The 4,942-nt window shown below is 75.8% G+C and carries 1 protein-coding gene; it reads right to left on the bottom strand.

Annotation, left to right across the window (positions count from 1 at the left end; genetic code table 11):
- Positions 1-4,942: type I polyketide synthase (locus tag MXD95_RS07380; RefSeq protein ID WP_250639793.1), on the bottom strand; the 4,942-nt coding region annotated here is incomplete at both ends.

The raw sequence follows: 4,942 nt of genomic DNA, 5'->3' as shown, positions 1-4,942 counted from the left end.
GCAGACAGCGGCCCGGCGGCGTGCGCGGGGCCGGCCGCGGCGGCCGGCCAGCGCACGTCGACCCCGTGCAGGTACGCCTCCGTCAGCGCGTCGAGCAGCCGGGACGCCGATCCCTGGTCGCGGCGCAGCGTCGCGACGGTGACCGGATCGCGGTCCGGTGCGGCTGGCCCCGCCCGCATCTCGTCGATCGTCTCGGAGATCCCGACCGTCAGGACGGGGTGTGGGCTCACCTCGACGAACACGTCGTGTCCGGCGACGAGCAGGGCACGGGTGGCCTCGTCGAAGCGCACCGTTCGGCGCAGGTTCGCCGCCCAGTACCCGGCGTCCATGTCCGCGGTGTCCAGCGGGCCACCGGTGACCGTCGAGTACAGGGGCACCGAACCCGTGCGCGGGCGCACCGGGGCGAGCAGCTCGCGCAGCCGCGGCTCGATCTCGTCGACCTGGGCCGAGTGCGAGGCGTAGTCGACCGGGATCCGGCGGACCCGGACGCCCGCGGCCACGCACTCGGCCGACAGCGCGGTGAGCGCGTCGACGGAGCCGGACACCACGGTCGAGCGCGGGCCGTTCACCGCGGCGACGGACAGCTGCGCCGCCCACGGCGCCAGCCGCGCCCGGACCTCCTCGCTCGGCAGGGCCACCGACACCATCGCGCCCCGCCCGGCCAGCGCCCCGAGTGCCTTCGCCCGCAGCGCCACCACCCGCGCGGCGTCGGCCAGGGACAGCCCGCCCGCGACGTGGGCGGCGGCGATCTCGCCCTGCGAGTGCCCGACGACCGCCGCCGGCCACACCCCGTGGGAACGCCACAGCGCCGCCAGCGACACCATCACGGCGAACAACGTGGGCTGGACGACGTCCACCCGGTCCAACGACGCCGCCCCGGGCGCGCCCCGAAGCACATCGGTCAGCGACCAGTCCGCATGCGGGGCGAGTGCCTCGGCGCACTGCTCGATGTGCTCGCGGAAGACCGCCGAGTCGTCGAGCAGACCGGTCGCCATCCCCGCCCACTGCGTGCCCTGGCCGGGGAAGACGAACACGACCGACCGGTCGGAGCGGGCGACACCCGCGCGGACATCGGCCGTGGGTGAGCCCTCGGCCAGCGCGTCCAGCCCGGCGAGCAGGCTCTCGCGGTTGCCCATGCGCAGTGCGGCCCGGTGCTCGAAGGCCGATCGCCGCCGCAGGGCCGCCCCGATGTCGGCCAGGGCCTGCTCGGGATGGTCGACGAGGTGGACGCGCAGCGCGGCGGCCGACGCGCGCAGCGCCGCCGGCGTGCGGCCGGAGATCAGCCACGGCGGCGCGGGCAGATCCTGTCCGCCGGTCTCGGATGCACCGGTCTCGGATGCACCGGCGATGGATGCACCGGCGATGGACTCACCTGCCGCGGCGCCGGTCGGGCCGGCCGCGGGATCGACTTCACCGCCGGCGGCCTCCGGCCGTGGTGCCGGCGGCTCCTCGAGGACGAGGTGGGCGTTGGTACCGCTCATCCCGAACGACGACACCCCGGCCCGGCGCGGCCGCCGCTGGCCGGGCCAGGCCACGGGCTCGGTAAGCAGCCGGACCGCGCCCGCCGTCCAGTCGACGTGCGGGGACGGCTGCGTGGCGTGCAGGGTTCGCGGGAGCACACCGTGGTGCAGGGCGAGGATCATCTTGGCGACCCCGGCCGCGCCCGACACCGCCTGGGTGTGCCCGATGTTCGACTTCAATGACCCGAGCCACAGCGGCCGGTCCGCCGGGCGCCCCTTACCATAGGTCGCGATCAGGGCCTGGGCCTCGATCGGATCGCCGAGGGTGGTGCCGGTTCCGTGCGCCTCGACCGCGTCGATCTCGTCGGCGCGCAGACCGGAACTGGCCAGCGCCTGGCGGATCACCCGCTGCTGGGATGGACCGTTGGGGGCGGTCAGGCCGTTGCTCGCCCCGTCCTGGTTGACCGCCGAGCCGCGGATGACGGCGAGGACGGGATGCCCGGCGCTGCGGGCGTCGGACAGGCGGGCCAGTAGCAGCATGCTGACGCCCTCGGCCATGCCCATGCCGTCCGCCGCGGCGGAGAACGCCTTGCAGCGGCCGTCGACGGCCAGGCCCCGCTGGCGGCTGAAGCCGACGAACGCCCCCGGGGTCGCCATGATCGCGACACCGCCGGCGAGCGCCAGCGAGCACTCCCCGCGCCGCAGCGACTGGCTCGCCAGGTGCATGGCCACCAGCGACGACGAACAGGCGGTGTCGATCGTGACGGCCGGACCCTCCAGGCCGAAGGTGTAGGCGAGCCGGCCGGAGAGCACGCTGGGTGCGCCCCCGGTGAGCAGATGACCCTCGGCGTTGTCGGGGGATGCCGCCGCGCCGAGGACGTAGTCCTGGTAGTTCGCGCCGACGAACACCCCGACCGGGGCGCCGCGCAGCGAGCCCGGCTCGATCCCGGCCCGCTCGAACGCCTCCCATGAGGTGGCGAGCAGGAGACGCTGCTGCGGGTCCATGGCCAGGGCTTCCCGCGGCGAGATGCCGAAGAAGTCGGGGTCGAAGTGCCCGGCGTCGCGCAGGAACCCGCCCCGGCGAGTGTAGGAGGTACCGGGATGGTCGGGGTCGGGATCGTAGAGCGCGTCGAGGTCCCAGTTACGGTCGGTGGGGAAGTCGCCGATGACGTCCTCGCCGGCCGCCAGCACCCGCCAGAGGTCCTCCGGGGTCCGCACCCCGCCGGGAAATCGCAGCCCGAGCGCGAGGATCGCGATCGGCTCGTCCGCGCCACCAGGTGCGGCACCGGGTGCGAAACCGGTCGTGGCGGCATGGGGAACGGTCGGTGTGCCGGCCGCCGCGGCACCGACGAGTTCGACGCGCAGGAAGTCGGCCAGCGCGGTCGGGTTCGGGTAGTCGAAGACCAGGGTGGTTGGCAGGCGCCGGCCGGTCGCCGCGCTCAGCCGGTTACGCAGGTCCACCGAGGTCAGCGAGTCGAACCCCAGCTCGCGGAACGCGCGGGCGGCGTCGACCGACCCGGCGCCCCGGTGTCCGAGCACCGCGGCCGCCTCGGTCCGAACCAGCTCCAGCAGCAGCCGGCTGCCCTCGTTCCCCGGCAGGCCCCGCACCCGGTCGACGAGCGCCGACACCGACGAGGTCATGGCCGGACGGTCGGCCCCGGCACCGTCCGCGACATCGGCATCGACGCCCAGCGCCCGCCGGACCTGCGGGATCTCGCTCAGCAGCGGGCTGGTCCGGGCCGAGGTGAACACCGGCGCGAAGCGGTCCCAGTCGACGTCGGCGACGGCGATGTGTGTCTCGTCGTCGCCGAGGACCCTCGCCATGGCCGCCATCGCCAGCTCCGGGTCGAGGAACGGCAGGCCCTGGCGGCGGACCCGGTCCAGGTCGAGGCCGTCCGGGGTGGCGGTGCTCGCCCACACCTCGGAGCTGTCCCAGACCCCCCAGGCGATCGAGGTGGCGACCAGACCCTGATCGCGGCGCCACTGGGCGAACGCGTCGAGATAGGCGTTCGCGGCCGCGTAGGCGCCGTGGTCACCGCTGCCCCACACGCCCGCGATCGAGGAGAACAGCACGAAGGCGTCCAGCGGGGTGTCGGCGAGTGCGTCGTGCAGGGTACGCGCGCCGAGCGCCTTCGCGGTGATGACGGTGGCGAGATCCGCCGCGGTGAGGTCGGTGAGCGGGGCCAGCTCGATGACGGCGGCGGCGTGCACGACCGCGCGCACCGGCGAACCCGCGGCGGCCAGGTCGGCCACGAGGCCGGCCACGGCGTCCGCGTCCCGCAGGTCGCACGCCGTCACGGTCAGACGGGCACCCGCGGCGGCCACGTCGGCGTCGACGTCGGCCATCCCGGCGACCTGCGCGCCCCGCCGTGAGACGAGGACGACGTGCTCGGCTCCGGCACGGGCCAGCCAGCGGGCCAGCCGGGGGCCGAGCGCGCCGGTGCCGCCGGTGACGAGGACGGTGCCGCGCGGGCGCCAGCCCATGCCGCCGCCCCGATCCGCCCGGTCGGCCCGGTCGGCCCGGTCGGCCCGGTTGGCGGTCCCACGAGGGCCGGGGGCTGCCCGGACCAGCCGGCGGGCGAACGTTCCCGCGGGCCGGATCGCGAGCTGGTCCTCGCCGCCGTTCGCCGGGTCGGCCGCGACGACCGCGAGCAGCCGGGCCACGGCGCGTTCGTCGCACCCGTCCGGCAGGTCGACCAGACCACCCCAGCGATCGGGATGTTCCAGGCCGACGACCCGGCCCAGTCCCCAGACCGCGGCCTGGACCGGAGCGTCGATCGGCTCGAACCGGCCGAGTGACACACCGCCGCGGGTCAGCATCCACAACGGCGCCGCCACGTCGAGGTCGCCCAGGGCCTGGGCGAGCACCAGGTTCAGCGCCAGCCCCGCCGGCAACCCCGGATGCGCCGGGTGGGGGGTCTCGGCGAACGCCAACGTGGACAGGACCCCGACGGGTCGCACTCCCTCGGCCAGGATGTTCGCCAACGCGGCGACGACCGCGGCGCGGTCGGTGTCACCGTCCGCGAGCTCCACCGGGAGGACGTCGGCGCCGGCCCGGCGCAGGCCGTCGGTGGTGCCGACCACCCACGGGTCCGCGCCGTGCCCGACCGGGCGGACCAGCAGCCATGGGCCGGTGAGGGCGACCGGCGCCGCGACCTCGACCGGGCTCCAGGTGATCCGGTAGCGCCAGGTGTCGATGACGGACGCCCGGGCCTCGCGGCGGTGCCAGGACGAGAGCACCGGCAGGACCGCCCGCAGCGGTTCGAGCGGGACGTCGGCGTCGAGCGCGGTCGTCAACGCGGCCAGGTCCTCCCGGTCCACCGCGGCCCAGAACCGGGCGGTGGCCGGGTCCGCCGCCGGCCCGGGCGCGATCTCGGGCGCCGCGGCGGGGCTGGGGGCGTCCACCCAGTACCGCTGTTCCTGGAAGGCGTAGGTGGGCAGGTCGACCCGCCTCGGCTGCGCCTCGAACACCGGCGCCTCGA

Source organism: Frankia sp. AiPa1 (assembly GCF_023243075.1).
Classification (GTDB): domain Bacteria; phylum Actinomycetota; class Actinomycetes; order Frankiales; family Frankiaceae; genus Frankia.
Note: the sequence above shows the minus strand (reverse complement) of the source record. Positions and strands in the feature narration are given on the sequence as shown.